The 25,661-nt window shown below is 70.8% G+C and carries 24 protein-coding genes and 1 pseudogene; 13 read left to right on the top strand and 12 right to left on the bottom strand.

Annotation, left to right across the window (positions count from 1 at the left end; translation table 11 throughout):
- The first annotated feature begins 103 nt into the window (after positions 1–103).
- Entirely contained in the window at positions 104–529 is a 426-nt protein-coding gene (locus tag ABZ876_RS23750) for an SAM-dependent methyltransferase (RefSeq protein ID WP_361784565.1), read from the top strand.
- Between the two features lie 156 nt (positions 530–685).
- On the top strand, positions 686–1,675 hold the full coding sequence (locus ABZ876_RS23745) for an aldo/keto reductase (RefSeq protein ID WP_361784562.1): 990 nt from the start codon (positions 686–688) through the stop codon (positions 1,673–1,675).
- Positions 1,676–2,039: 364 nt separating this feature from the next.
- On the opposite strand, the gene ABZ876_RS23740 is transcribed toward ABZ876_RS23745, so the two are convergent.
- The 4 genes from ABZ876_RS23740 to tgmA form a co-directional block, all read right to left on the bottom strand.
- Complete coding sequence (locus ABZ876_RS23740) at positions 2,040–4,010, bottom strand: collagenase (RefSeq protein ID WP_361784559.1); 1,971 nt, start codon at positions 4,008–4,010, stop codon at positions 2,040–2,042.
- Between the two features lie 151 nt (positions 4,011–4,161).
- Positions 4,162–5,121, bottom strand: a complete 960-nt coding sequence (locus ABZ876_RS23735; protein WP_361784556.1) for a LysR family transcriptional regulator — start codon at positions 5,119–5,121, stop codon at positions 4,162–4,164.
- Positions 5,122–5,262: 141 nt separating this feature from the next.
- Entirely contained in the window at positions 5,263–6,243 is a 981-nt protein-coding gene (gene tgmB / locus ABZ876_RS23730; RefSeq protein WP_361784553.1) for an ATP-grasp ribosomal peptide maturase, read from the bottom strand.
- A 16-nt stretch (positions 6,244–6,259) separates the two neighbouring features.
- Entirely contained in the window at positions 6,260–6,451 is a 192-nt protein-coding gene (gene tgmA / locus ABZ876_RS23725; protein ID WP_234517072.1) for a putative ATP-grasp-modified RiPP, read from the bottom strand.
- A gap of 477 nt (positions 6,452–6,928) precedes the next feature.
- Here tgmA and ABZ876_RS23720 point away from each other — a divergent pair, with 477 nt between their 5' ends.
- From ABZ876_RS23720 to ABZ876_RS23710, 3 genes and pseudogenes are all read left to right on the top strand, one after another.
- Positions 6,929–7,381: a DUF6098 family protein gene (locus ABZ876_RS23720; protein ID WP_361784550.1), complete on the top strand. Its 453-nt coding sequence runs from the start codon at positions 6,929–6,931 to the stop codon at positions 7,379–7,381.
- Positions 7,382–7,505: 124 nt separating this feature from the next.
- Positions 7,506–7,664: pseudogene (locus tag ABZ876_RS23715) on the top strand (SpoIIE family protein phosphatase); the annotation flags it as partial.
- The gene (locus ABZ876_RS23710; protein ID WP_361784547.1) at positions 7,646–8,098 is read left to right on the top strand and encodes a SpoIIE family protein phosphatase; all 453 of its coding nucleotides are present in this window, start codon (positions 7,646–7,648) and stop codon (positions 8,096–8,098) included. The pseudogene ABZ876_RS23715 and the gene ABZ876_RS23710, both read left to right, overlap by 19 nt.
- Here the strand turns inward: ABZ876_RS23710 and ABZ876_RS23705 are convergent.
- The 3 genes from ABZ876_RS23705 to ABZ876_RS23695 all read right to left on the bottom strand — a co-directional run bounded on the left by ABZ876_RS23705 (position 8,022) and on the right by ABZ876_RS23695 (position 9,673).
- Positions 8,022–8,957: an anti-sigma factor RsbA family regulatory protein gene (locus tag ABZ876_RS23705; RefSeq protein ID WP_361784544.1), complete on the bottom strand. Its 936-nt coding sequence runs from the start codon at positions 8,955–8,957 to the stop codon at positions 8,022–8,024. The genes ABZ876_RS23710 and ABZ876_RS23705 overlap by 77 nt on opposite strands.
- On the bottom strand, positions 8,954–9,310 hold the full coding sequence (locus tag ABZ876_RS23700) for an STAS domain-containing protein (protein WP_361784541.1): 357 nt from the start codon (positions 9,308–9,310) through the stop codon (positions 8,954–8,956). The genes ABZ876_RS23705 and ABZ876_RS23700 overlap by 4 nt, the downstream gene beginning before the upstream one ends.
- 189 nt (positions 9,311–9,499) lie before the next feature.
- Entirely contained in the window at positions 9,500–9,673 is a 174-nt protein-coding gene (locus ABZ876_RS23695; protein WP_361784538.1) for a CsbD family protein, read from the bottom strand.
- Positions 9,674–9,863: 190 nt separating this feature from the next.
- Between ABZ876_RS23695 and ABZ876_RS23690 the strand changes: the two genes are divergently transcribed.
- The gene (locus ABZ876_RS23690) at positions 9,864–10,754 is read left to right on the top strand and encodes a hypothetical protein (RefSeq protein ID WP_361784535.1); all 891 of its coding nucleotides are present in this window, start codon (positions 9,864–9,866) and stop codon (positions 10,752–10,754) included.
- A gap of 118 nt (positions 10,755–10,872) precedes the next feature.
- Here the strand turns inward: ABZ876_RS23690 and ABZ876_RS23685 are convergent, their stop codons facing one another.
- The gene (locus tag ABZ876_RS23685; RefSeq protein WP_361784820.1) at positions 10,873–11,706 is read right to left on the bottom strand and encodes an SGNH/GDSL hydrolase family protein; all 834 of its coding nucleotides are present in this window, start codon (positions 11,704–11,706) and stop codon (positions 10,873–10,875) included.
- Positions 11,707–12,037: 331 nt separating this feature from the next.
- Here ABZ876_RS23685 and ABZ876_RS23680 point away from each other — a divergent pair, with 331 nt between their 5' ends.
- Positions 12,038–13,018: a D-cysteine desulfhydrase family protein gene (locus ABZ876_RS23680; RefSeq protein ID WP_361784532.1), complete on the top strand. Its 981-nt coding sequence runs from the start codon at positions 12,038–12,040 to the stop codon at positions 13,016–13,018.
- A 74-nt stretch (positions 13,019–13,092) separates the two neighbouring features.
- Positions 13,093–13,941 (top strand): MBL fold metallo-hydrolase, encoded by an 849-nt coding sequence (locus ABZ876_RS23675; protein WP_361784529.1) that lies wholly within the window; start codon positions 13,093–13,095, stop codon positions 13,939–13,941.
- A 68-nt stretch (positions 13,942–14,009) separates the two neighbouring features.
- Here ABZ876_RS23675 and ABZ876_RS23670 read toward each other — a convergent pair whose 3' ends face one another.
- Entirely contained in the window at positions 14,010–15,182 is a 1,173-nt protein-coding gene (locus tag ABZ876_RS23670; RefSeq protein ID WP_361784526.1) for a DNA topoisomerase IB, read from the bottom strand.
- 155 nt (positions 15,183–15,337) lie between these two features.
- Between ABZ876_RS23670 and ABZ876_RS23665 the strand changes: the two genes are divergently transcribed.
- On the top strand, positions 15,338–15,544 hold the full coding sequence (locus tag ABZ876_RS23665) for a DUF6417 family protein (protein WP_234517065.1): 207 nt from the start codon (positions 15,338–15,340) through the stop codon (positions 15,542–15,544).
- Positions 15,545–15,577: 33 nt separating this feature from the next.
- On the opposite strand, the gene ABZ876_RS23660 is transcribed toward ABZ876_RS23665, so the two are convergent.
- Positions 15,578–17,299, bottom strand: a complete 1,722-nt coding sequence (locus ABZ876_RS23660; RefSeq protein WP_361784522.1) for a SpoIIE family protein phosphatase — start codon at positions 17,297–17,299, stop codon at positions 15,578–15,580.
- Positions 17,300–17,807: 508 nt separating this feature from the next.
- Here ABZ876_RS23660 and ABZ876_RS23655 point away from each other — a divergent pair.
- From ABZ876_RS23655 to ABZ876_RS23645, 3 genes are all read left to right on the top strand, one after another.
- Complete coding sequence (locus tag ABZ876_RS23655; RefSeq protein ID WP_361784519.1) at positions 17,808–18,737, top strand: SRPBCC family protein; 930 nt, start codon at positions 17,808–17,810, stop codon at positions 18,735–18,737.
- A 56-nt stretch (positions 18,738–18,793) separates the two neighbouring features.
- On the top strand, positions 18,794–19,966 hold the full coding sequence (locus ABZ876_RS23650; protein ID WP_361784516.1) for a zinc-dependent alcohol dehydrogenase: 1,173 nt from the start codon (positions 18,794–18,796) through the stop codon (positions 19,964–19,966).
- 194 nt (positions 19,967–20,160) lie between these two features.
- The gene (locus ABZ876_RS23645) at positions 20,161–21,225 is read left to right on the top strand and encodes a biotin/lipoate A/B protein ligase family protein (RefSeq protein ID WP_361784513.1); all 1,065 of its coding nucleotides are present in this window, start codon (positions 20,161–20,163) and stop codon (positions 21,223–21,225) included.
- Between the two features lie 30 nt (positions 21,226–21,255).
- On the opposite strand, the gene ABZ876_RS23640 is transcribed toward ABZ876_RS23645, so the two are convergent.
- Together ABZ876_RS23640 and ABZ876_RS23635 are read right to left on the bottom strand one after the other, a co-directional pair.
- Positions 21,256–21,711, bottom strand: a complete 456-nt coding sequence (locus ABZ876_RS23640; protein ID WP_361784510.1) for a hypothetical protein — start codon at positions 21,709–21,711, stop codon at positions 21,256–21,258.
- An 84-nt stretch (positions 21,712–21,795) separates the two neighbouring features.
- Positions 21,796–22,374, bottom strand: coding sequence for a GNAT family N-acetyltransferase (locus ABZ876_RS23635; protein WP_361784508.1), 579 nt, complete (start codon positions 22,372–22,374; stop codon positions 21,796–21,798).
- Between the two features lie 678 nt (positions 22,375–23,052).
- On the opposite strand from ABZ876_RS23635, the gene ABZ876_RS23630 reads away from it, so the two are divergent.
- Positions 23,053–25,650 carry a Pls/PosA family non-ribosomal peptide synthetase gene (locus ABZ876_RS23630; protein ID WP_361784506.1) on the top strand — a complete coding sequence of 866 codons (2,598 nt, stop codon included), beginning with the start codon at positions 23,053–23,055 and terminating at the stop codon, positions 25,648–25,650.
- Positions 25,651–25,661 lie beyond the last annotated feature (11 nt).

Genomic DNA, 25,661 nt, shown 5'->3' with positions numbered 1-25,661 from the left:
CGGTCTCCGTGGCGCACAGCGCCTCCCTGCGCCGGCAACCCGGACGCGGACATCGTCGGCGCCGACATCCGCCGGCCGGCCGACGTCCTGTCCGCCCCGCAGGGTGCGCAGGCTCATCGACTTCGACCGGCCCGTCGCCGTACTGATGGTCACCATCCTGCACTTCGTCACGGCCGGGGAGAGTCCGGCCGGCATCCGGGACGCCTTCCGGGACGCCTTTCCCGACGGCGGCCGCCCGGCGCTGACGCACGCCACGAACCAGGACCGCCCGGACGCCGCCGCCATGCGGCTCTGCCGCTCCAGGGCCACATCGCCCGTCACCGCGCGTTCGCATGCCGGGATCCTCGCCCTCTTCGAGGGCTTCGACCTGGTGAAGCCCGGCCCGGTCCATGTGCTCCTGGGGGCCGCCCCGGCCCCCAGGAGCCGATCCCGGACAACCCGTCGGAGTGCTGGGTCTGCACGGGAGTCGGCCGCAACCGTCCGCGAGGCGGCCGGGCATGCGCCGGCAGACCGGCGAGCGCATCCTTGACTTCGAGCGCACTTCACGTCATAGCGTCCGCGGCATGGCCCCACCGGGCTCCGAGCCGCCGGGATGCCCGTGCGCGGGATCCGCAGCTCGAGCGAGCCGGGGGAGGGCGGTGAGGCCGGGAAGATCCACCATCGTGAGGAAAGGCTGGCAAGGACTATGAAGCAGCGCAGGCTCAGGGACCTGGAGGTGTCCGCCATCGGACTCGGCTGCATGGGGATGTCCGCCTTCTACGGCTCCGCCGATGAGGAAGAGGGCATCAAGACCATCCACCGCGCCCTCGAGCTCGGGATCACCTTCCTCGACACCGCGCAGATGTACGGCCCGCTCACCAACGAGTCGCTGATCGGCCGTGCGATCAAGGGGCGCCGTGACGCATATGTGATCGCTACGAAATTCAATTACCGCATGGACAACGCCGTGCCGGGCGACATCGGCACGGTCGGGCCGCAGGACGGTTCGGCGGAGCACGTACGCAGCTCGATTCACGGTTCGCTCAAGCGGCTCGGGACCGACTACATCGACCTCTACTACCAGCACCGGGTCGACCCGAAGGTGCCGATCGAGGAGACCGTGGGCGCGATGGCGGATCTGGTCGCCGAGGGGAAGGTGCGCCACATCGGCCTCAGTGAGGCGGCCGCGGAGACGATCCGCCGCGCGAACGCCGTCCATCCGGTCACGGCCGTACAGACCGAGTACTCCCTGTGGACGCGCGACCCCGAGGCGGCGGTGCTGCCCACCTGCCGTGAGCTGGGGATCGGTTTCGTGCCCTACTCGCCGCTGGGACGCGGCTTCCTCGCCGGCCGGTTCACCTCTCCCGACGAACTCGACGAGGGCGACTGGCGGCGCGGCGGGCCGCGCTTCACCGGGGACAACCTCAAGGCGAACCAGAGGCTCGCCGAGAAGGTGAAGGAGATCGCCGCGGAGAAGGGCGTCACCCCCGCGCAGCTCGCGATCGCCTGGGTGCTGGCCCAGGGCGAGGACCTGGTCCCGATCCCGGGCACCAAGCGCCGCACCTACCTCGAGCAGAACGCGGCCGCGGTGGACGTCGAGCTGACGAAGGACGATCTCGCACGCATCGACGCCGAACTCCCCAAGGCCGCGGGGGAGCGCTACGACGAGGCCGGGATGGCGGCCGTGGACCGCTAGACGGTGGGGCGGCCCCGAGTCGTGCCCTTTGAGGTTGACGCCGGTTCCGGCGCACGTTGCGGCGCAGACCGGTCCGGGCACGCGGGGCGGCCCCGCGAGGAACTTCCCGCCCATAGCCGGGCTGGGCTCAGCGTATGCAGACCGGAACCACACTGTCGTACCGGATCGCGCGAATGGTCGACAGCCGGCCGTCTCCACGATGCACCGGGCCGACGCAGTCGCCCGGTCGGAGTCAACGGGGCGTCACGGTGGGACACGAGGGCCCTCTGGCGGTCGGCGATGCCGCAATCCGCACCGAGCCCAGAGGGTCCTCGTCTCTTCAGGCACCCAGGACGCCGGTCACCGACGTCCCGTGACAGCAGCCCTAGTGCACCGGACGCACGACGCCGGGCCGGAGTGAGTCCGTTCCCGGTTCGGCGCAGGCACCCGCGGCGCATGCGGTGAGCCAGGCGTCGAAGTCGGCGTCGTAGCGGGTGCCGATGCCGGTGCTGTAGACGGCGTAGCCGCCCGGGTAGTCACCGACCCGGAAGCGGGCGAGCATGCGCTGGATGTCCTCCGGGTGCTTCTCGACCATGTAGCGCACCGCCAGGTAGCCCCACGGGTAGGTGCGGGTCAGGTCGCTGTTGGCGTAGGTGCTGTGGAACAGCGTGCTCAGCGTGTAGGTGTGCTTGCCCGCCTCGGCGACCGCCTGGGCGTCGGTGATGCCCCGGTAGCTGTAGGAGACGTACTCGGCCACACCCTCGATCCACCAGATGTCGGGGACCGCGGTCTGCTGCGTGAAATCGCCCTTCATATCGTCGCGTGCGTCGAGGTAGTGCGTGTACTCGTGGTTGAGGTTCCAGATCCGGGCCGTGAAACCGTCGTCGTACGGCTTCTGGTACATGATCGAAACCGGTTGGTTGTGGGAGTCGGACGGGTCTCCCACGAGGGTGATGCCGCCGTTGTCCGTACTGACGCCGAAGATCGCCCCGGCGTAGGTCTGGTAGTCGGCTCTGCCGGCGAACACCACGAGGTGGACGGTCGACTCGTACTGGCCGGGTATCGGTCCCTCGTCCTTGACGAGGTTGTGCATGTAGGGGCCCTGGCCCAGCAGGCTGGCGCACGTCGCGTCGAGATCGGCGGCGGTCAGCGACTGGGCCCGTACGGTGTGCGTGGCGTCGCAGTCGTGGGTGACCGGCAGCGCCGCCCTGGTCAAACGGTCCGTCAGGTCGCAGACGTCGTAGTACGAGCAGCCGGTCCTGTCGTAGGCGTCCACCTGCGTCGCGACCGCCACCCACAGCTGGGCGGTCGGCCCGGTGATCCGCGAGGTGTCCAACAGGTCCTTGACCGGCGGCCGGGCCAGGGCCGTCAGTGCGGGGTGCTCGATGTGACGGGCGAGGATCATTCCGGCGTTGGAGTCCAGGTAGGCGCGGTCGGTGCCCAGCAGGTTCATGTGGTGGAGGGCGAACGTGTGGAGGGTGCCGATGATGCGTGGGTCGGCCGCGACGGCGTTGACGTAGGCGGTGTTCCAGTTTCCGCGCCACAGAGGCGTATAGACGTCGTTGACGGCCGCCACCATGCTCGCGACGGCGTCGTAGGAGTCGTTGTATCCGTTCAGCAGCCGCCGGTAGGCGGTGAGACAGCGGCCCTGGAGGTCGGCGCTGTCGGTGAGGATGACGACGTCGCCCAGTACGTCGCCGTTCGCTGAGGTGACGTCCCAGGCGTGCCGGCGGGCGAGGAAGGCGTCCAGTCCACGGCCCGTGGCCGCGGTCAGGCGCGCGCCGTACGGGCCGGTGTCCGTCGGGTTGTTGAACTGCACGTAGTAGCCGGCCCGCAGAAACAGCACCAGCTGCCAGATGCCGGCCGAGTTGTCGCCGCCGTATCGCCGGGCCGCGCCGGTAAAGGCCTCCGCCACGGTGACCATCTGGGACTCCCGGAAGACCCTGCCCGCGTCGGCACCGCTGACGGAGAACAGGCTGTCGACGCATTCCACGGTCGAGGCTCTGACCAACGTGACGAGTGCGGAGCCGGTCCTGCCGCCGAAGTCGGCCGGAGAGCAGCCGGCCTTGGGCGTGGTGACCGGGCCGGCCAGGGCGTCCGGATCGTGCGGGGACAGGGCGGGGCGCAGCGGAGGGAGCTGGGAGGGAGCCATCGGCCGCTCCTGTACGGCGCGGCCGGAGGCGGAGCGGGTGGAGCCGGTAGGAGCGGGTGCCGCGGAGGTGTGGACCGCGGCGGCGGTGATGGTGCCGGTGGGCGACCCGGGGGCGGCGAGCCCCGGTGGCGCCAGCAGGCCGACGAGCGTGACCCCGGCGGCGAGCGCGCCGGCCACGCGTCCGGGCAGGGCGAAGTAGCGCATCCGGACTCCTTCATGGATAGATGCGTCTCGGAATCGGTGATGAGGCGTGAGAGGACTGTCGCAGTACCACAGCCCATCAACAATGGCGTGTGACATAGCACATTGCACTGGTGTCCCATAACACCTGTGGCGGCCACCGCCGTTGTCCGCTCTACCCTCCGGTCACGCTCCAGGTCCGTGCGGCCCAGGCCCTCAAGTGCGGTGACTGGCCGACGAGATCCCGGTACGCGGCCGTGGCGGAGGAGAACAGCGTCTCCGCCATCTCGTCGGGAACCGTGCCGCGCCGCCAGGCCAGCACATAGCGGCACCACAGCGGCGTGCCGCTCAGCGGTCTGATCAGCACGCCCGGGACCGGCCGGAGCGTGGCCTGCACCAGGGACACCCCGAGGCCGTCGGCGATCATGTTCAGCAACTGCTGCCGGTCACCGAGGAATGTGTGCACCGCCACCGGTGAGAAGCCGGCCGCCTCGCATGCCGCGTAGAAGACGCCGGGCCAGCCGGCCCCGTCGTCGGGGGTCACGAACCAGGCGTCCTCGGCGAGGTCGGCGAGCGCGATCTGAGCGCGGTGTCTGAGCCGATGACGGGCCGGCAGGGCCACGAACGCCGGCTCGGTGACGATCCCGCGGTGCGCCAGCGAGGCGGAGTGGCGCAGCTCCCTGCCGGGGTAGTCCGCGGCGACGGCCGCGTCCACATCGCCCTTCTCCAGGAGTTCGACGATCTCCGAGGACGCGTACACGCTGCTCACCGTGAGCGACACCTCCGGCAGCCTGCCGCGGACCCGGGCCACCATGCCGGACAGGATCGGCGAGTTGGTCGCGACCAGGCGCAGCGTGCGGTGCGCTTCGGTGGCGTCCGCCGCCCGACGCTGCCCGATCGCTGCCGCACGTGCCAGGACATCCCGTGCCTCGGCCACGACCTCGAGGCCGTACGGTGTCAGCGTCGCGCCCGACACCCCGCGCTCGAACAGCGGCTTGCCGAAGAAGCACTCAATTCGCCGGAGCTGGGTGCTCAGGGCCGGCTGGGAGTACCCCAGGTCCGACGCGGCCCGGCCCACGCTCCCCGCGTCGGCGATCGCGCACAGCACGCGCAGATGCCGAAGCTCCAGCTCCATCCGCCCGCTCCCCCTCCTCGCCCTCCTCATGGCCCGGTCGGTCCGGCCCGGCGTCCGGCGCCGCACCGGCGGAGGGGAAGCGTTCCACCGTGCCGTCGCGCTCACAAGACGGGGATCCGCCTACCTCCACCGGGCGCCGGTTCAGTGTGGCGGGGCGGGGGAGGGGGACGGCTCGGAATCCGGTTCATCGCGCTCATGGCGCGCCAGCCACTGGGCGAGGGTGCGGGCGATGGGCTGGCCCGTGTCCATCTCCACGAACCCGAACTGTCCCGACTGGTTGCACTCCAGAAACCACCAGATCCCGTCGGAGTCCTCCACGAAGTCGAAGGCGCCATAGGCCAGTTCGGCCCGCGTAAGAAAGTCGTGCACGGACCGCGCGATGCGCGGCGGGACGTCGACGGGCTGCCAGGGGCCGGGGGAGGGGGCGAACCGGACGTCCACCTCGTCGGCGTCCGCGGCGGCCGGCTTGCGCGCGGCCAGCAGCCGGTCGCCGACGGCGGTGAGGCGGATGTCGGCGCGCTTGGCGATCCGCCGCTGGAGCAGCGTGGGGCCGAAGGCCACGGCGGCGAAGTCGGCGTCCGGGGCGATGCGGCTGGTGGGCACCGCCCGGGGAGGGTCCTGCGGGTGGGTTCCGGAGACGGGTTTGACCACCAGATCGGGGAAACGCCCGGCGAAGTCGCGGGCGGCCTGCGGAAAGGTCGTGATCAACGTTGCCGGTACGGGGAGCCCGGTGCGCTGGGCGAGATGGAGCTGCCAGGGCTTGTGACGGGCCCGGAGGGCCGCGTCGGGGCGGTTCATCCAGCGTGCGCCGGTGCCGTACAGCATCCCGTAGAGGGCCTGTGAGGCCTCCTCGGTCAGCCAGGCCGACGGCTCGGCGGCCCGCTCGGCCGGAACTCCGGGTCTGCGCACCCAGATGGACCGCAGCCCGCTCGTGCTCACCAGACGGCCGCCGGCGGAGAGGTGCCCCTGGAAGGCACCGTGCACATACTCCCCTGCGACGGCGACGGCGCCCGGGAGGTCCGCGGGGTCGAGCCGGACCACCGGCACACCGGCTCCGTGCAACTCGGCCACCACCATGTCCGCCGTCACGTCCTGTTCACAGGTGAGGATCAGCACGGTCATCGTCGACGTCCCGCGTTCAGTCGTCGAAGTGTGTCTTCGAGCCGGCCGTCGAGGTCGTGGCGCCCCATTCCCGCAACACGGCGTAGTCGTGGGCGGCGATCCGTCCGTCGGGGAGAACGTTCAACTGCAATGCGGAGTCGTAGCTGTACGGAGTGCTGACCTCCCACTCCTCGGCCGGGCGAGCGTAGTCCAGCGCGAACGGTCGCATCATCTCTCCTTGTTCGTTGCTTCCTCGGCAGCGGACGGTGACGCTCGGGCGTGACCGCCGTCTGCTGGGCCGCTGTGCCTCCACCCACTTATACGAATCGAACGGGTGATTGGTTGCGTCACGTTGCGTTACGGAGGGGCGGCCGGCCCCGGAGCGTTCGGTTCCCCCACGAGGGCACCGCCGGCTCGCCGGAATCCCGCGGGCTCCGACGGGACTCGCGGGTCTGGACGGGCTCCGCGGGCTCCGCGAGGCCTCCGGGGGACTCGAGGGCGTGCCCGGCCCCCTCCGCTCGTCCGAGCGCGCCCGCTGACCTGCGGGATACAGATGTCACAGGCGTCGCCCGGACCGCACGGGCACACGGATGTTCCCCTGCGCACCTGGGTACCCGTGCGGAGCGCCGGTGATCGCGCCGAAGCCGGTGGCCGCAGACGGGCCGGAACGGACGAGGCGAGGGCGAGCGAGAGGAGGACCAGGCGCATGACTGCCACCGACGAGCTTCCCGTCCTGCGGACCCTCGGCGAACTGGGGGCCCTGGTGGAACGGCATTCCGACCTCTACGTGCGCTGGTCTCACGGCCCACGCGCCGACCTCGCCGCCGCCGGGAGCAGAGACGACCTCACCGGCGTCCGCATGCCGGGCCTGTCGGCGAACCCTCTCGGCGTGGAGCCCTGGTGGGGAGACCGGCCCGTCGAACTCTGGGTGGCCCGGCGACTGCACGACTACTCGCACCTGCCCCGCGAGAAGGGCGAGGGGGTGCGCCCCTGGGTGCTGCGGGGCCGGGTCGAGGGGCGCGGGCCCGACAACGAGCCGCTGGTGGCGGACGTGGTGCCCGTCGGCTGGGTGGACGACACGGTGATCAGAGAGGCGCAGACGCAGGTCGACCGCCAGGCCGGGTCCTGGGGGCCGCTGCGCCGCGACGACGACCGCTGAGCCGCCGAATGCCCGGGGTGGCCCGCCGGGCCGAGACCGGGCGCCCGGCGGGGCGGGGCGGGCGCGCCTTCACGGCCGCCCGGCCGGGGTGCTCGGCAGCGCGTGAACCACTCTCCGCCGCTGCGGCCACCACCCGCCGCAGGTCCTCGAGGAACTGAACGACTTCCTGGCCACCTGTCACGGCGGCCTGATGGCGACCGCGTGCTACGCCGCCTGCCATCGCCCCCTGCGCACCCTGCGCTACGCCCGTGTCGGCCACCCCCCGTGCCTGCTGCTCCCCCCCCGACGGCAGCGGCCGTTACCTCGACCCGGGCGCTCGCACCGCCCCTGGGTCCGATCCGGCACCTCCACTACCGTCAGCAGGAGATCACCGTGGACCCGGGGACCGCGCTCGTGCTGTACACCGACGGACTGGTCGAACGCCGCGGCGAAGCCATCGACGTCGGCCTGCCCCGCCTCCGGCGGCTCGCCGAGGACACACGGGGGCTGAACGCCGAGGAGATCTGCGGTCTGCTGCTGCACGAGCGGCCGGACACCGAGCTCCCGGACGCCGCGCCCTGCCGGTCGCGCGCTTCCCCGGCGGCCCGCAGGCTTCCTGAGCCATGGCCCGGCTATGGCCGGGAGCCCGTCGGAAACGGCGTCAGCGGCCGAGGTAGAAGCGGATGGTGGTGCCCGGATCGCCGGTGTGCATACGGACGAGATCGGCGAGGTGATTGACCAGCAGCAGCCCCCGCCCGCCGGGCCGGCTGGGCGCCTGGGGGCGTCGGCCGGCCAGGGGGTCGATCAGCCGGCCGGCGTCGTGCACCTCGCAGACGACGTGCTCACCCTCCAGCCAGATCCGGAGCGTTCCCCTGCCTGCACCGTGGATGACGCTGTTGGTGGTCAACTCCGCCACCGCGAGTGCCAGATCCTCCAGCCTCGGGCGGGACAGGCCCATCCGCCCGCCGTGCCCCACGGCGAACTCGCGGGCCTCGGACAGCTGCCCGCTGCCCTGGAAGGCGAACGTCTCGGCGCCCGGCGGCGCCGCAAGCGTCTCGTTGTAGCGGGCGACGGCCCCCTCCGGGTCGTAGAGGGCGGACGCCGTCTCGCCGTCCTCGTCGATCACCAGCGGATGGGTGGCCCACGCGTCGTCGAGCACATTGCCCTTCAGGCCGACGGCGTCGTAAGGGCACAGGATCGTCACCTCGCGTCCGATGAACGCCGCGTTGATCAGCGCCTCGTGCTGAACACATGCCGGATACTCCACCGTGGTACGGCCGGGCCAGATCGGTTCACCGATGATCCGCACCCGCCCGTCGCCGTGGGCGTCGGCGAATCCGCGCAACACTCCCGGAATGATCCGTCCCGGGTTGCGGCCCGCCTCCGTCATGTCCACGAAGTGCACCTCGTCGGCGCGCGCGCCCAGGCCGTCCTTGATCAGCTGAAGGCGGTCCGGCGGAGCGGCCACGGCCACCGGCTCGCCCGCGGCGAGACCGGCCAGAACGAAAGGCACCGTACCGGCCGTGTACTGCTCGGCGCCGCGATAGAACAGAGCCGGGTGGGCGAACGCTTCCCGGGTGGTGACCGCGTCGGTCACGGTGCCACCTCGATCCTTCCCAGTCCCGGCCAGAAGATGTCGAGAACACGCGCCATCTGCGGCGGCGGCCGGTGGACCACGAGACACTGTCCCTCGGGCAGTGACTGCGCGGCCTTCACCAGGTCCGTGACCCCTGCCACGTCGATGAACGCCACCTCGGAAAGCTCCACATGGAGGGGCGGCGTTCCACCGTGCTGCGCCAGCAGGCCGAGCGCCTCCTGCCAGGCGCGTCGTGTGTCGAGGGTGACTTCTCCGACCACTCGCACACCGGGACGTTCCGGCAGCGGATGCGCCTCGAGCCGGGCACCGTGGCGCGGTGGCGCGGCGGAGAGCCCCTCGAGTGAGACGTCCACGCTCCCACCTCTCAGCTCTCGTGCCGGTCCGCTCACGAGCACCATAGCCCTCCCGGACCGCCGACAGGGTTTTTCGGACGGTGGCATGGCGCCGTCCGCCGTTCTGCTCGGCAGCGACGGACCCGGCTCGGCGCAGCCGAAAGGGGCCCCGTCCGACGAACGGAGCCCCCACTGAGGGCGTCTGACGGGTCAGCGCTTGAAGGTGTCCTTCGTCTTCTCCTTCGCCTGGCGAGCGTCGCCCTTGGACTTCTCGGCCTGGCCCTCGGCCGTCATCCTCTCGTTCCCGACCGCGCGCCCGACCGTCTCCTTGGCCTTGCCCTTGGCCTGTTCCATCTTCGCCTTGGCCTTCTGCTCTCCAGCCACCTTTGCTCACTCCATGTCGCGTCGACTACGGATGTACACCGGGTGACCCTCGGCGCGGTCTTCAAACCGCACCCGGACCCGGCCCCGAGGTTTCTATGACAGCCGTCATGAGGGTGTGCTATGACAGCTGTGTGCTATGACAGCGGTCATGAGCGGTGTGGCGCCGGGAAGCCGCGGACGAGGGGGCACAGTGAGTGATGTCGCAGCCCGGTCGATGTGGGAGCTCGCCGAGCCCGTGCACGACCTCGTGTACTTCACGCCGGAGGCACGGCAAGCGGCCGACGAGATCGGCATGCGCGGCTTCTGGATGGGGTACTTCGCCCTGCGGGCCGCTCCGTTGGGGCAGGTGCCGCCCGCAGTGGTGACCAGCTGCTTCTACGTGTTCCACCCCAGCCGTGCGGCGCGGGCGCTGCCGGACGCCTGGCGGTGTGCGACGGTGGAGGACGTCCTCGGCGCGCGAGAGCGGGCGGTCGATCTCGCCATGCGGCGGTTGTACGGGGAGGACGCCCTGCGCAGTGCCCTGATGGCGGAGGCGGCGGACCTAGCCTGGGCCGCTGCCGAAGCGGCCGACACCGCGGGGCGGGTGCTCGGCGCCGCCAACCAGGCCCTCAAGCGCCCGGCCGAGCCCCATGTGCGGCTGTGGCAGGCCACCACCACGCTCCGCGAACACCGTGGTGACGGGCATGTCGCCGTCCTGGTGAGCCGCGGTATCGGGCCCGTCGAGGCGCTGGTCCTCAAGGCCGCCGCGGGAGAGTCCGACGGCGCGCTGCTGCGCGAGAGCCGGAAGTGGGACACCGCCACCTGGTGCGGCACCGAGGCCGAGCTGCGGGACCGGGGGTGGATCGACGACGGCGGGCGGCTGACCGCCCGGGGAGCGGCCGAGCGCCGGGCGATCGAGGAGGAGACCGACGCGGCCGCCGAGGGGCCCTGGCGGGCTCTGGGCCGCGACGTCACCGTACGACTGGCAGAGCTGCTGGCTCCGTGGTCCCGGAAGGTGGTGGCGTCCGGGCTCATCCCCTCCGGCAACCCGGTGGGCCTCACCGGCGCTCCGCCGCACGACTTCGGCGTTGCCCGCCTCTGAACCGCCAGCCGACACCCGCGGGGCTGGTGCAAGGGCCCGCCCGCAAGCGGTGCACGGGCGGGCGCGGGTGCGGTCGGCCGCTGCGCTCACGGCCTCCGGGAGCAGGCCGGCGGCCGTGTCACCTGTGCCGCGGCCGGTGACAGACGAGGGCGTGCTCGACGGCCGCCGCCATCGCCTGCTCCCCTTCCGCGTTCGGATGCAGGGGCGCGGCGGGCGTGGCCGGGGAGAGGGTCTCGATCCAGCGCTGCCCGGTCGGCCGGCACAGGTCGTGCCCTATGGTCGGCGTGTAGGTGTCGACGTACCCCGCGCCGTGCCGGTACGCCTCCCTGGCCAGCATCGTGTTGAGTTCCTTCTCCTTGTCCCGCAGATAGGGGAAGTCCCCCGCGGCGAACGGGACGGAGCCGCTCGTACAGCCGACACCGTTCTCCGGGAACAGGTCCGGGTAGCCCACCAGCAGGATCCGGGCGTGCGGGGACCGCTGCCGTACACCACGGATCACCCGGGCGATCTTCGGTGCCGTCCTCTCGACCGTATCCGTGAGCCGGTCACGGCCGCCGTCGGTGAAGAAGGCACGGCACGGGGCGCCGGTGGGATCCGAGGCGGTGAGGCGGGCGCAGGTGCCGAGGACGGTGGTGAAGCCGACGTCGTTCCCGCCGATGCTGACGGTCACCAGGTCAGTCCTCCTGCCGAGAGCGGAGAACTGGGCCGGGGCCGTGCCCTGAGGGGCCGTCATCTCGGCGGTGGTGGCCCCGGAACAGGTCACGTCCCTCAGCCGTGCCCGCGCGTACGCGGCCACGAGGGAGGGGTAATTGCGATCGGACCGCTTGCAGTTGGCGTCCACCTGGTCGGGGACCGCCGGTGCCGACGCGTAGGAGTCACCGAGGGCGACGTACCCCGGGTGGTGCGTGCCGGAGGAGGACGCACTCGCGGGACCGGCGCCCGGGCCCGCCAGGGTGGCGACGCCGCTGATCACTGCCGCACTGAACGCCAACGCGCGTCTTGCACCGAGACTCCGTGCCTTCTTCGCCACGGCCGGTCCTTTCCTGAAGGGGACACAGCCTCCGGCCGGGCGGCCGGAGCCGACGCGAGGTCAACTCGCGTGTCCCGGGAAGGATTCCGAGGATCACAAAGAACGACGGCCGCCGGTACCTGCCGTGCCGTAACGAATCGGCGGGCTCGGTGCGCCGCGCTGCTCGCGCCCGGCCCTCTCGCCCGCAGTGGATAATGCGAGCACCCGGACCACCCGCGCAGTCCTTGCCGCCCACCCGTCCGCTGGAGATCGCATGAGTGACAGGATCGCCCTGTCGACGTGGCCCACACCGCTGGAGCCGATGCCGCGCCTCGCGACGGCGTTGGGCCTCGGCGAGGACGATCTGTGGGTCAAGAGGGACGATCTCATCGGACTGGGGGGCGGCGGCAACAAAGTCCGCAAGCTGGAGTGGACCGTCGGTGCCGCCCTGGCGGAAGGCGCCGACACGCTGGTCACCACCGGGGCCGCGCAGAGCAACCATGCCCGCCTCACCGCGGCGGCGGGTGCCCGGGTGGGACTCGACGTGGTCCTGGTCTTCCCCGGTACGCCGGACGGCACTTCGCAGGGCTCCGGCAACCTCGTGCTCGACAGCCTCTTCGGGGCGCGGATCCACTGGGCAGGGGACGGCGATCCCAGCGCCCTGGGCGGCACCGCCGAGGACGTGTGCGCGCACCTTCGCCGCGGCGGCGCGCAGCCCTGTCTGATCCCCTTCGGCGGATCGAGCCCCCTGGGCGCGCGGGGATACGTGGACGGCGGTGAGGAACTGCTCGCCCAACTGCCGGACGTGCGGCATGTCGTGGTCGCGCTCGGTTCCGGCGGCACCATGGCGGGGCTGATCGGCGCGCTCGGCGTGGAACGGGTCCTCGGCGTGCACTGCGGGGCGGTGGCCGAACCCGCCGTCACGGTCGCGGGTCTCGCATCCGCCCTCACCCGCCGCGATATCGCCCCCGGGTCCCTGCGCATCCGGACCGACCAGGTGGGCGCCGGGTACGGAACCCTGCACGAACCGGTTCTCGAAGCGATGCGGACGGCCGCGACCACCGAGGGCATCGTCCTGGACCCGGTCTACAGTGGCCGCGCCCTGGCCGGTCTGATCACCGCCGTCCGGGACGGCGACATTCGTCGCGGGGAGCGCACCGTGCTGCTGCACACCGGCGGGCTGCCGGGCCTGTTCGGACATGACGAGACCGTCCGCCGCACCGTCACCGCGCTGCGCTCCCACCACTCGGGCTGAGCCCGCGCGCCCTCGCCCTTCGGCCCTGGGGTACTCGCCCTGAAGCCCCATCCGGCCGGCTGAAGGGACCTGCCATGACCGCCCCCGCCGCGGAGGCGCTGCGACTGCACTTCGTCGGCAACGCCACCGTCCTCATCCGTTACGGAGAGCTGACGCTGCTCACCGATCCGAACTTCCTGCACCGGGGCCAGCACGCCTACCTCGGCTACGGACTGGTGAGCCGGCGCCTGACCGACCCCGCCCTCGACGTACGGGACCTGCCACCGGACCTCGACGCCGTGCTCCTCTCCCATCTGCACGGCGACCACTGGGACCGGGTCACCCGCCGCCACCTCGACCGCTCGCTGCCCGTGATCACGACCCCGCACGCCTCCCGGAGACTGCAAGCCCTGCACGGCTTCCACCGGGCCGTGGGACTGCGCACCTGGCAGCGGGAGACGCTCGCCCACGGTGACAGCCGGGCACGGATCACCGCTCTGCCCGGCCGTCACGCGGGAGACCCGGTCCTGCGCCGGCTGCTGCCACCCGTCATGGGCAGCCTCCTGGAGTTCGGTCCGGTCTCCGGCGGCGTACGGCACCGGATGTACGTCTCGGGCGACACCCTGCTGTTCGACGGCCTCGACGAGATCGGCGCCCGCTGGCCCGACATCGACCTGTCCGTGCTGCACCTCGGCGGCACCCTGCTCCCCGGCGGCTTCCTGGTCACCATGGACGGAGCGCAGGGCGCCGAACTGGCCAGGCGCCTGCGGCCGCGCCATGTGATGCCGATCCACTACGGCGAGTACACCGTCATGAAGTCACCGCTGGAGGACTTCCTGGCCGAGGCCGCACGGCGCGGGCTCGACGACCGGCTGGTCGTCTGCCGCCCCGGTGAGGAGGCGACGCTCCTCCCCGGAGCGGACCGTGCCATCGTCACCACCTGACGGACCCGCGCGCTCCAGGCCGCCCGGAGGCCGCCACCGACGGTCAGCAGTGCGCCGAGCCCGCCCCGTCAGCGCCTCGCCACCCGCGGGGACCGGTGTCCCCCGATCGCGGACGCCTCACCTCTGTCACCACCGCCCCGCACGACCGCCAGGCCGTCGCGCGCCGGGGCGCTCGCCGTCTCCCTATCGCGCTCCACGGTGTCCGTCTCACCGTCCACCGGAGGCCGACCCGTCCTGATCATGCAGAGGACGGCCTGCTCGATCGCTCCCTGGGTGGCCGGAACGCCGAACGTCGCTGCCTCTCCCAGCCGGTCGAGGCTCGGCGCGATGGTGACGCCCTCCTCGAACAGCTCGATCACTCTCGGGTTGATGTAGGAGGCACGGCAGACCGCCGGCGTGTTGCCCAGGTACTGGGCCACCTCCTTGACCGCGCGGGAGACCGCCCTGCGCCGCCGGGCCTCGCCGAGTGCCGCGGTTTCGCAGACTCCGAGCGCCACGGAGGCCAGAACCGTGGCGTGCCAGGTGCGGAAGTCCTTCGCGGTGATCTCCACGCCGCTGACGTCCCTGAGATAGGAGTTGAGGTCGTCGGCGGAGACATCGTGCCAGGCCGGGGTCTGCCAGTAGGCGAGGAGCCGGTCGCCCCCGCCGCGCCGACGCAGCAGGGCGGTGAGCGCCCGAAGGGTGGCGTCGTCGCCGACGGCCTGTATCAGCTCCCGGCCGTGCTTGGCGGGATAGGCGAAGACGATGCGGCCCCGCGAGGCCCTGGCATGCTCACGGAGCAGGGTCGTCAGGCCGTAGGTCTGGTTCAGGTCCGCGTACCGATCGCTGCCGATCCGGAAGAATCCGAGATCGAGCAGGCGCGTGGCGGTGGCCAGGACGCGCTCGCGGTTCAGTCCGCGCCCGCTCAGGTGTGCCTCGACGGCCTCTCGCAGGGACGGCAGCGCGTCGGCGACCTCCAGGACGTGGTCGTGTTTGCTCTCCTCCTGCTGCGCCCGGAACTGGGGATGGTAGAGATACTGGCGGCGCCCCGCCGCGTCGGTGCCGACCGCTTGCAGATGGCCGTGCGGATGACGGCAGATCCATACGTCCCGCCAGGCGGGCGGGATGGTCAGCCCTTTGATCCGCTCCCGTTCCGACGCGTCCGACAGGGGGTTCCCGGAGTCATCGACATACTGGAATCCGCGGCCGCGCCGTCTCCGTGAGTAGCCCGGCTCGCAGGGACGACTGTGACGCAGACGCACGTCCTCACCTTCCTCACCCCCCGGGTCCGGCCCCGATCACGGACGTCTACCCGGTACCCCGAAGCGGCCCCCTCACCCGGCCGCGCGCGAAAGCTGCGTGCATCGGTCCGGGGTCCGTGCGTGACCAGCCGGTGGCCGGGTACGTTGCCCAGAGCATGGACGACAACGACCCCCTCGGCCTCGACGGCCTCGAGCCCGCTCCCGTCGAGCAGACGATGGAGCGACTGGCACTGATGAGCCGTGAGGAGGCACACGATCTGCTACGGCTGCTGGCGACGGTCGCCGAGGAGGGCGGCCCGCTCTCCGCGGAGGCGGAACGGCTGGCACGCGAGATCGCGGCCCGGATCCCCTCGGAGAACTGACCGCCGACTTCCCTCACCGCTGCGACGGAGCCGTCACGGCGCCGGAGGCGTACGCAGGGCCAGAACGGCGACGTCGTCGTCGTTGTCGGCCGGACGGGTGCGCTCCAGCAGCTGATCGGCGAACGACTCCAGTGAGCGCCGGGCCAGGGCGGCGGCGTGCCGGCGCAGCCGGTCGAGCCCCTCGTCGAGGGAGTGGCCCGGCGATTCGATGAGACCGTCGGTGTACAGCAACAACGTCGACTCAGGGGGCAGCACGGCGGTCGCGTCGGAACGGTGCCGCAGAGGTCCGATGCCGAGGAGAGGGCCGTGCCCGTCGGTGAGGTACTCGGTCAGACCCTCTCGGGTCACGAGCAGGGGCGGCGGATGGCCGGCGTTGGTCCACGACAGGGTCCAGCGTCCGTCGTCGCCGGGCGTCGCCCGGGCGAAGACCGTCGTGGCCATGGAGACGTCGGTCAGGCGCGTCATCGCCTCGTCGAGCCACTCGACTATGCGACTGGGCGGTTCCGTCTGGGACCACGCGTAGGCGCGGAGCATGTTGCGCACCTGCGCCATACCGGCCGCGGCGTCCAAATCGTGACCGACGACGTCCCCGATGGCGAGCGCCGTGTTCCCGTCGGCGAGCGTGAAAGCGTCGTACCAGTCGCCGCCGACCTGTGAGGCATCGGGAGAGGGCAGATAGCGGGCGGTCATCTCCAGCCCGGTCAGGCGCGGCAGCTGGGGGAGCAGATGACGCTGCATGGTCTCGGCGACCTTGCGCTGCCGTTGGTAGAGACGCGCGTTGTCCAGGGCCAGTCCCGCTCGCCGAGTGATGTCCTCCAGGAGCGCGAGGTCGGCCGGGATGAACACCTCGGGCCGCTCCGAACGCCCCAGGGTCAGCGCCCCGAGGACCTCTCGCAGGCCGCGGATCGGGGCGATGGCGGCGGAGTGCATGCCGGTGGCCTCGAACAGCTGGCGCTGTGCGACGGCCAACCCCGAATCCGGTGCGCGCCGGTAGGTCTCGGGGCCCGTCAGGGTCGATGCGACGCCGCGCAGGGCGCGCGACAGCGGCATCGGGGATTCCTCCGGCACGGGCGGCATCGGGCCCTGAAGGTCTTCCCGGTGCACCAGGACACCGTTCTCCGCATGCACCACGGTGGTGCGCCACACCTCGTCACGATCGGTGACCTGATCGATGACGGCCCAGTCCGCCAGACGGGGCACCACCAGCCGCACCAGTCGCCTCAGCGCCTCGTCCACATCCAGGGTCGAGGTCAGCTGGGTCGTCGTCTCGGCCAGCAGGGCCAGGCGTTCCAGTTCGGAAAGCGGCTCCGTGGTCGGGTCCGGCTGGTTACGGGGGGCGTCACCGTCGGCGGCCGCATGGAAGAGGACCAGCATGCCCGGTCCCAGGTCGCCGATGTCGTACGGGGTGACCAGCCACCACACCGGCACGACGAAGCCGTCCCCGCGGGCGAACCAGACGTCTCCGGCCTGCGCCGTCTGCCGGCCCAGAAAGGCCGGTCTCATCCCACACTGCGCCCTGGGCACCGGCTCCCCCCGGCGGTTGCGGTGCAGCAGGTCGTGGGCGTCGCGCCCGAGGAGTTCACCGGAAGGCCGGAGCAGCAGATGCTCGGCGCGGGAGTTGACGGCGAGGATGTGTCCCTGTTCGTCGACGAGGTAGGCGGCGGTACCGAGCGCGTCGAGCGCCCCCCTCAGCGACTCCCCCGCGGTTCGCCGCCAGGGCCCGTCGACGGCGTCCCCGCCTTTGAGCTCTGTCATCCTGCGCCTCCTCCGCCGTGCCAAGGCCCGCGATGCCGGCCGGGCCCACGCGGGCACCGACGGCAGTCGTACTTGCTGCCGATATTCTCACCGGCTTCCCGGTCGCCGCGCCCGTATCGGTCACTGCCGACGTGAATCCGGCCGGGCCCGGTGGCGAAAGACGGTGCCGGAGCGCGTAGGACGTCGGCCCATGGGTACCGGAGAGGGGTCGCGCTCCACGGCTCGCCGTGGAGGTCCCTGTGCAGCGGATGCCGGTTACCGGATCCCGGACACCGGCCTCCGAGCTCGCGACATCTGTCCGCGACGGCATACGAAGCGTCGGCCCGGGCGACAGCGGAATTCGGACATATGCGACCGACGCCCCTCCGTGCGGCTGTGACGGCGCACTTGCGAGGGGTCCTTCCCCCCTCCCGGCGGTCCGCGCCGGGCGATCTCCCCGGCTGTGGATGCCCAACGGTCGCAAGCCCCGCCTCCTCGGCCTTCGGCGCTGCGATCGGATGAGGACATCATGAACGCACACCACGAAACCACGCCCCACCGCCTCGCCCGTGCCCTGGGCTGGGGCAGCCTCGGCCTGGGAGGTCTGCAACTCGCGGCTCCGGACGCCGTACGGAAGCTGGCGGGCGTCGACGACTCCCGGGCATCGCGGACCCTCGTGCCGATGGTCGGCGTCCGCGAACTCCTGCACGCCGGGCTCCTGCTGGGCAGCCGTGAGCCGGCCCCCTGGGTCTGGACCCGCGTCGCGGGCGACGCGATGGACCTGGCGGTACTGGGCCGGGCCCTGAGCTCCCGCAGCGGTGGGCGCGGGCTCCGCACGGGCGCCGTCACAGCCGCCGTGGTGGCCTTGACCGCGCTCGACGTCTACACCGCGGCGCGCGGAACGGGCGGCACGGCACACCGGCGGGACGAGGACCACGCCCTGGAGGCGCACGCGGCCATCACCATCAACCGCCCGCGGGCGCAGGTCTACCGCTTCTGGCACGACTTCACCAATCTGCCGCGGTTCATGGCCCACCTGGAGTCGGTCGAACCGCGAGGCGAGGGGCGCTCCCATTGGAGGACGCGGGGGCCGCTGAAGAAGACCGTGGAATGGGATGCCGACATCGTGGAGGACCGGCCCGGGAAGCTCATCGCCTGGCAGTCGGTCGGCCACACCGCGGTGGAGAACCACGGATCGGTGCAGTTCTCGGACGCCCCCGGCGGGCGCGGCACCGAACTGCGGGTCCACCTGGCCTACGAGCCCCGGGCCGGCCGGGTCGGCACCGCGGTCGCCAAGCTCCTGGGCGAGCACCCCGAACAACAGGTCCACGACGACCTGCGCCGGCTCAAGCAGGTGCTGGAGGCAGGAGAAGTGGTCCGCTCCGAGGGCAGCCCGGAGGGCACGCTCGCCATGCGCCTGCTCAGGCAGCGCCCGGCCCGGCCGCTGGTCTCCGGCTGACCACGGCCACCGCGCGTCGACAGCAGCCGTAGCCCGGCTGCGGAAAGGACATCTTCATGAAGGCCAACTGCTGGACCGGACGCAACTCCGTCGAGGTGACCGAGGTCCCCGACCCCAAGATCCTCAGCCCCAGGGACGCGATCGTCCGGATCACCTCCACGGCGATCTGCGGCTCCGACCTCCATCTGTACGACGGCTACATCCCCACCATGGAGAAGGGCGACGTCCTCGGGCACGAGTTCATGGGCGAGATCGTGGAGGTGGGCCCGGAGGTGACCGACCTCAAGGTCGGCGACCGGGTCGTGGTGCCCTTCCCCATCGCCTGCGGCCACTGCTGGGCCTGCGAACACCAGCTGTACTCGGTGTGCGAGAACTCCAATCCCAACGCGGGCCTCGCCGAGAAGTTCATGGGCCACAGCCCCGCCGGGATCTTCGGCTACTCCCACATGCTCGGCGGCTACGCGGGCGGCCAGGCCGAGTACGCGCGCGTGCCGTTCGCGGACGTCGGGCCCATCAGGGTCGACGACGACCTGCCCGACGAACAGGTCCTCTTCCTGTCCGACATCCTGCCCACCGGCTACATGGGCGCGGAGATGTGCGACATCCAGCCGGGCGACGTCGTCGCCGTCTGGGGTGCGGGCCCGGTCGGCCAGTTCGCCGTCGCCAGCGCCTTTCTGCTGGGCGCAGAGCGGGTGATCACCATCGACCGCTTCCCCTACCGGCTCGACCGGATCAAGGACCACACCGGCACCGAGACCCTCAACTACGAGGAGGTCGACGTGCTGGACGCCCTGGCCGACATGACGGCCGGCCGGGGCCCCGACGCGTGCATCGACGCGGTCGGCATGGAGGCCCACCACCCCACCGGCCCTCTCCACGCCTACGACCGCGCCAAGCAGGCCGCACGGCTGGAGACCGAACGCCCGCACGCCCTCCGCGAGGCCATCCTGGCCTGTCGCAACGGCGGAACCGTCTCCGTGATCGGTGTCTACGGCGGGTTCCTCGACAAGTTCCCCATGGGCAGTCTGATGAACCGGTCGCTCACGCTGCGCGGCGCCCAGTGCCATGTGCACCGCTACCTGCGCCTGCTGCTCGACCGCATCCGCGACGGCGACATCGACCCCAGCTTCGTCATCTCGCACCGGTTGCCGCTGGACCAGGCTCCCCAGGGCTACGAGATGTTCAAGCACAAGGAGGACGAGTGCAACAAGGTCGTCCTCCAGCCGTAGCCCGGGCCCAGGCGCGGCCGTACCGCGCCGTCGCTCCCTCGGCCCCGGCCGGTACCACCACCGGCCGGGGCCGTCGTGGTGCGCCCCGGACCAGCCGCTCGGAGAACTGCCGCACAGGGGGCGGCGACCGGAACAGCGGGCATGGCGACCGGCGTTACCGGGACGGCGGCACAGGAGCGATCAAGGCGGTCGGCATGCACGGCGAGTACAAGGTCCCCGGGGGCAAGCTGGTGGTGGTCGAACTCGACGACCACGACGGTGTGCTGCGCAATGTCCGCGTCGCGGGCGACTTCTTCCTCGAACCGGACGAGGCGCTGCCGGCCATGGACCGCGCTCTCGAGGGAGCCCCCGCCGCCACGGAGGCCGCCGAACTCGCCGAGCGCATCCGAGCGGGTCTGCCCGAGGGCACCGTCATGTACGGCCTGACCGCCGAAGGCGTGGCGACAGCCGTCCGCCGTGCGCTCGCCCAGGCCACGGACTGGACCGACTACGACTGGCAGCTGATCCACGAGGAGCCACAGCCGCCCGCCCTGCACATGGCACTGGACGAGGTCCTCACGGCGGAGGTTGCCGCCGGGCGACGGCCGCCGACCCTGCGGGTGTGGGAGTGGGGTGGCCCGGCCGTCGTCATCGGCAGCTTCCAGTCCCTGGGCAACGAGGTCGACACCGAGGCCGCGCAGCGGCACGGGATGACCGTCGTACGCCGCATCTCCGGGGGAGGCGCCATGTTCGTGGAGCCCGGCAACACGATCACCTACTCGCTCTCCGTGCCAGCCTCCCTCGTGTCCGGGCTGTCCTTCGCCGACTCCTACGCCTACCTCGACGAATGGGTGCTGGGTGCCCTGGGCGACATGGGCATCAAGGCCTGGTACCAGCCCCTCAACGACATCGTCACCGACGCCGGCAAGATCGCCGGAGCCGCGCAGAAGCGCATGGTCGGTCCGGACGGCGGCCCGGGCGCGGTCCTGCACCACGTGACCATGTCCTACGACATCGACGCCGAAAAGATGCTCGAGGTGCTGCGAATCGGCCGGGAGAAGCTGTCCGGCAAGGGCATCCGCAGCGCCGAGAAGCGGGTCGACCCGCTGCGGCGGCAGACCGGGCTGTCCCGGGAGGCCGTCATCGACCGCATGATCCGTTCGTTCGGGAGGCGCTACGGCCTCTCCAGGGGCCCGCTCACCCCGCAGGAACTGGAGCGGGCCGGGGAGCTGGCCGCCACCAAGTTCTCCACCCCGCAATGGACGGCCCGTGTGCCGTAGCGGCGCGGTCCGCCCGTGCGCCCGCGGGCATCAGTTCCACAGCGGATAGGTGACCACGCGGTCGTACCCGTCGGGCCTGGCGTCGGTGTAGACGAGGCTCATCCGGGTGTAGTGCTGCACCCGCGGATTCTTCTTCCACGACTGTGGGTGATCGAGCCGCACGGTGACCGGATACGAGTGGAACGTGCCCGCCGCGCAGTACGGCGTGCAGTCGTTGACCACGTTGACGCCGCTGGCGGTCGCCGAGCCCTGATCCCAGTGCGACCAGCGGAGCGAGGAGAGGATGCTGTTGCCGTCACCGCAGGCGATCATGAACTCGGCGGGACGCACCTGGGCGTGCCAGACGCAGTCGACGATCACGGGATGAGCGGACCCCCGCTGGGGGGTGTGCCCGGCCGTGGGGGCGGCGGAGGCCGTTCCCATGGCTGCTGCGAGCAGCACGACGGCACTCAGTGTGACCGCTGTGTTCACCTTGTGCATCCGCATGTTGACTCCCGGCCGTGAGTGGCGCCTCTGTACGACGCTACGACCCCGGCAGGGCAATCCACCACTCGTACGCGCACGCGTCGGTCACCAGAGCTTGTCGATCTGCCCCGGATACAGCTCGACCCGGCTGTCGTGGAACGACGTGCGGTGCTGCCGGGCCCCGGCCGAGAAGAAGTCGCCCAGGGTGACCTTGTCGAAGCCGGGCCGGTCGCTGGGCAACGGGTCCTGCGGTGTCCCGCCGATCAGCACCGTACCGGGAAGCACCTGCCAGCCCGCACGCTCGTAGAAAGCCCGGAGCGGGCGATCGCAGGTGAACAGCCCGAGATCCAGGTTTCGGGCGATCATCGTCTCCCTCGCCGCGGCCACCAGGCGCCCGCCGTGTCCGAGGCCCCGTCTCTCCCGCCGCGTCACCACCGTGCTCAGTCCGCCGGCGGCATAGCGCCGCCCCGCGTGGGATATCTCCTTGGTCAGGATGTCCAGAGCGGCCAGCACCGTCCCCTCGGCCACGAGCAGCATCGACCAGGGCAGCAGCAGGGGATCGTGGGTCGGTGCGTCGGCGGCGACCGGACCGTCAGCGGACGGCCATGCCTGCTCCTGGAGATCGCGCACCTGGGTGCGCAGTTCGGGCGGGGTGGACTCTTCGGGAAACGCCAGGATCTGCACGCGCCGATTCTGGTGCCCCGGCACGAGGGCGCAAGCGCTTTTCCCGTGCCGGGTCCTCCGGAGCCGGCGGCTCGTCGGCAACTCGGCCGGAGGAGACGACTTCACCGACAGTGGCGCTTGGTACCAGGACGGAGCCCTCAAGGAGGCAGGAAAGGGGCAGGGAGGGTCCCTCGAGGGCTTCCGAGGAGTCGAACAGCCCCGCTGAATTCACCCGTTCGGATCAGTCAAGCGGAGTTGTCGAACATTCAGCTATTGCATCTGCATCCGTATCCGTGTCGCGCCGGGGGAGCCGCGCAAGCGGCGTCGAGCGAGCCGCCGAGCGCATTTCTTGTCGAGTACTGGTCAGTTTTTCGCGGGTCCGGCTTCGGTGCCGAAAAGCCGTGGTATGGCCGCTCGGCGTCGGGGTAAACCTTCCATCCGGGTGGTTGTCGCGCAGTTCCGCGAGGCAGCGAGCCCAGGAATACCGGCCCGTTGAGCGATAGTGTCGAGTTGTCGAGATCGAGTTCGAGTGGCCGCCGGGTCGCGGCCGACCGACACTGAAGCGGCAGGTTTTCGCGATCAGACACGGGAGAAGCCAGCGGGGCTTCCCGGACACCCGGCCCGGTCGCTGCCGGCCGCGGGGACATGGGTCTGGCCGTCGCAGAGCGATGGTTAGCGATATTTCCGCAAGGAGTTAGCATGGGAGAGAAGTCTGCCGAGGTCGTGATACCCGGGCCGGACGAACCTCCGAGCACCAGGCGAAGCAGCGCAGGCCCGTCAACTATGGAAACCGAGAGGAAACTCGCCGAAGTACTGGCTGATGTCGTGTGCGTCGAACGCGTTTCGGCCGACAGTCACTTCTTCGCAGATCTCGGTGCCAACTCCCTGGTGATGGCCCAATTCTGCGCGCGCGTCAGGAAGCGCTCGGACCTTCCGTCCGTGTCCATGAAGGACATTTATCGGAACCCGACGATCCGGCACCTGGCGGCGGCACTCGCGGACGCGGTCCCCACTCCTGTCGACGGACAGTCCCTGACGCGGTCGGCGCCGCCGCCGGCGCCGACTCAGGTCACCCGGGCCGGCACGGCGAGTTATGTCCTGTGCGGAACACTCCAGTTGCTGGTTTTCCTGGCCTATTCCTTCGTCACCGGACTCGCCACCGCCCGCGGCTACGAATGGGTCGCCGGCGGAAAGGGTCTGACCGACATCTATGTCCGGTCGTTGGTGTTCGGCGGAACGGGCTTCATCGCCCTGGTCGCGTTCCCGATCGCGGCCAAGTGGATCCTCGTGGGCCGCTGGAAGCCCGGTGAATTCCCCATCTGGAGCCTCGCCTATCTGCGGTTCTGGATCGTGAAGACGTTGCTCCACGCCAATCCGATGATCTTCCTCGTCGGCAACCCGCTGTATGTGCTGTACCTGCGGGCTCTCGGCGCGCGGATCGGCAAGAGAGTCACGATCCTCTCCCGCTCCGTACCGGTCTGCACCGACCTGCTCACGATCGGCGAGGACACGGTCGTCCGCAAGGACGCGTTCATCCTGTGCTACCGGGCGCACGCCGGGCGTATCCAGACCGGCCGGGTCACACTCGGCCGCGACGTGTACGTCGGTGAGAAGACCGTCCTCGACATCGACACCTCGATGGGCGACGGAGCCCAGCTAGGCCACGCATCCTCTCTGTACCGGGGCGAGTCCATCCCGGCCGGTGAGCATCGGCACGGGTCTCCGGCGCAACCCACGGACTTCGACTACATACGGGTCGAGCGGGCCGAATGCGGCGCGCTGCGCCGGGCCTGCTTCGGTCTCGCCACCCTGCTCCAGCTCTTCCTCCTGTACATCCCGCTGGCCATCGGCGGTCTGTACATGCTGTTCATCGCGGTTCCCGCACTCGGAAAGCGCGTGGAGCCGACCGACGTCAACTCCGTCTCCGAGCTTTTCGCCGACGCGCTGATCACGTCCCTCGTACTGTTCTTCGGTCTCGTCATCGTCGGTCTCGCCGCGCTGTTCATCGGACCCCGGCTGCTCAACCTGGTCATCAAGCCCGACAAGGTGTATCCGCTCTACAGCTTCCGGTACGGGGCGCAGCGGGCCATCGCCCTGATGACGAACATCCATTTCTTCACCTGGCTGTTCGGGGACAGCTCCTACATCGTGCACTACCTGCGGGGTCTCGGATACGACCTGGCGAGGGTGGAGCAGACCGGCTCCAACTTCGGCACCGAAGTGGTGCAGGAATCCCCGTTTCAGGTGTCCATCGGCAGGGGCACGATGGTGGCCGACGGTCTCTCCATCGTCAACGCGGACTTCTCCAGCACGTCCTTCCGGGTCTCGCGGGCGACGATCGGGCCGCACAACTTCATCGGCAACAACATCGCCTTCCCCGCGGGAGCGAGAACGGGCGACAACTGTCTGCTCGCGACCAAGGTGATGGTTCCCCTTGACGGCGAGATCCGCGAGGGCGTCGGGCTGCTCGGCTCGCCGAGCTTCGAGATTCCCCGGTCGGTCGAGCGCGACTCGAGGTTCGACCACCTCAGGACGGGCGGCGAACTGCGCCGTCGTCTCGCCGCGAAGAACCGTTACAACCTGCGCTCCATGGCCCTGCTCCTGGGTGTCCGGTGGCTGCACGCCTTCGCCCTCACGGCGCTCGGTCTGGCCTTCCTCAATCTGTACGGGGCGCTCGGGTACCTCGTGATCGCCGGATATCTGGCGCTCACGCTCGGGTTCACCGCCGTCTACTACACCGTGGTGGAGCGCTGCGTCGCGAGGTTCCGCAGGTTGCGGCCCCAGCTGTGCTCCATCTACGACCCGTACTTCTGGTGGCACGAGCGCCTGTGGAAGGTGCCGGAACGGCATCTCATGGTATTCAACGGCACCCCCTTCAAGAACGTGCTCTGGCGGATGCTGGGCGTGCGCATCGGCCGCAGGGTCTTCGACGACGGCTGCCATGTGACGGAGCGGACGCTCACCGCCATCGGGGACGACTGCACCCTCAACGTCGGCACCAAGATCCAGTGCCACTCCCAGGAGGACGGCACCTTCAAGTCCGACCGCACCACCCTCGGTGCGGGCTGCACCCTCGGCGTCGCCGCACATGTCCACTACGGCGTGACCGTGGGAGACAACGCCGAGCTGGCACCCGATTCCTTCCTCATGAAGGGCGAGGAAGTCCCCCCCTACGCACGGTGGGGAGGAAACCCCGCCGCGGAGAACCCCGACGCCCCCGGCCGCCCCTTCGGCGTGAGTCCGGCAACGACAGCAGCGACGTCCCCGGCACCCGGTGCCGCGCCGACGGTGAGTTGAGGAAGGCCATG

The sequence above is a fragment of the Streptomyces sp. NPDC046931 genome (assembly GCF_040644655.1).
Lineage (GTDB): Bacteria > Actinomycetota > Actinomycetes > Streptomycetales > Streptomycetaceae > Streptomyces.
This window is presented reverse-complemented; position numbering and strand designations above follow the sequence as displayed.